We start from the raw sequence: 1,321 nt of genomic DNA on the forward strand, positions 1-1,321 counted from the left end.
GCGAACGCCGAGGGATTTTAAATCCCTTGTGTCTACCAATTCCACCACCAGGGCAACGCAATCTTGCGAGGCCGATTACTGAAAAGTAAAAACACCATCTCTCAGCGACCTAAGCCGTGAGAACGAGGTGTACTTTAACGGAAGGAAAAAATTCGTCAACAATAAATTTTATCTTTTAATTCAAGTGATTAATTATCGAACTCAAAAGAATAAATTTAGTGCAGCTTGTACGGTTCTTATACTTGGATTTCTAATTTAAACGGACAAATCACTGACAACCATTGATTCAAATACCAATTGAATGCGGTGATTTTATTGTTTTAAACCAAGCAAATGGCGTTTTCATGTGCTTTTCACATTCAACGATTAGAGTTTGAAGTAACTCTTATTAAGAAGTAAACATGTGAAACCACTAAAACGATATCAATATGAGCGCTATGCCGTTCTTTGTAACCTCGCCTACCCTAGAGTTTTTAAGCAGACTCGCTATGGTTTTGACCCTAATGGACAACGCATCATCAAGAACCAGTTTGGTAAAACCATGATTAGAGTGTTGTGGAGTAGCGACAAAGATGAAGTGGTTGTGGTAATCAAAGGATCGCACAGTATCTCAGATTGGCTACTAACCTTTGCTCTATGGACAAGAAGCTGTAAGAGAATTGGGCTCAATTATCGTGTGCATGCGGGTTTCTACCATCTAATGTTTCAAGAGAGCCAGCCAAGTCGTAATGAAGATAAGCTTGGCTTAACCGTTATTGAGCGCTTGGAAGCCACGCTCACACCTCTCATCGAACAAGGAAAAAGAGTGTCTATTACTGGCCACTCTTCCGGAGGCGCTATCGGTTGTGTCTTCGCTGATTACTTTGATCAAAAGTACCCAGGCTGTATTAAACGAATAGTGACTTTTGGCCAACCCGCCATTGGTGATTGGAGCTTTCGAAAGCACTATCGCATGAGTAAGAAGACCTACCGAATTTGCTGTGACATCGACATCGTGACCTTCATGCCACCGGTTCCTTTGCTCTATTGGCATGTAGGTAAAGTGCTTTGGCTTTATAACGGACGAATCTATGAGAACACTCCTACATTAATCCGCCTTGGTCGCTCTATCTTTAGTTGGCTGATAAGACCTTTCTCTTACCACTTGATGAGCAAGTATATCCGTAACAAAGATTTCTTTGATAAGCATTGAAATGGGTACGTAAGAAGCTTTTAGCGGGGCCAGAAACGAAAAAACCAGTCACTAGGACTGGTTTTTTCTGAATTATGGAGGCGCCTCCCGGAGTCGAACCGAGGTCCACGGATTTGCAATCCGCTGCAT

Annotated in this window: 1 protein-coding gene; it reads left to right on the forward strand. The window is 42.1% G+C overall.

What is annotated here, in order from left to right:
• The first annotated feature begins 403 nt into the window (after positions 1-403).
• Entirely contained in the window at positions 404-1,192 is a 789-nt protein-coding gene (locus tag AB6D58_RS24445) for a lipase family protein (protein WP_017064543.1), read from the forward strand.
• Positions 1,193-1,321: the final 129 nt, after the last annotated feature.

It is taken from the genome of Vibrio sp. 10N.239.312.D08 (genome assembly GCF_041466145.1).
Classification (GTDB): Bacteria; Pseudomonadota; Gammaproteobacteria; order Enterobacterales; family Vibrionaceae; genus Vibrio; species Vibrio crassostreae_C.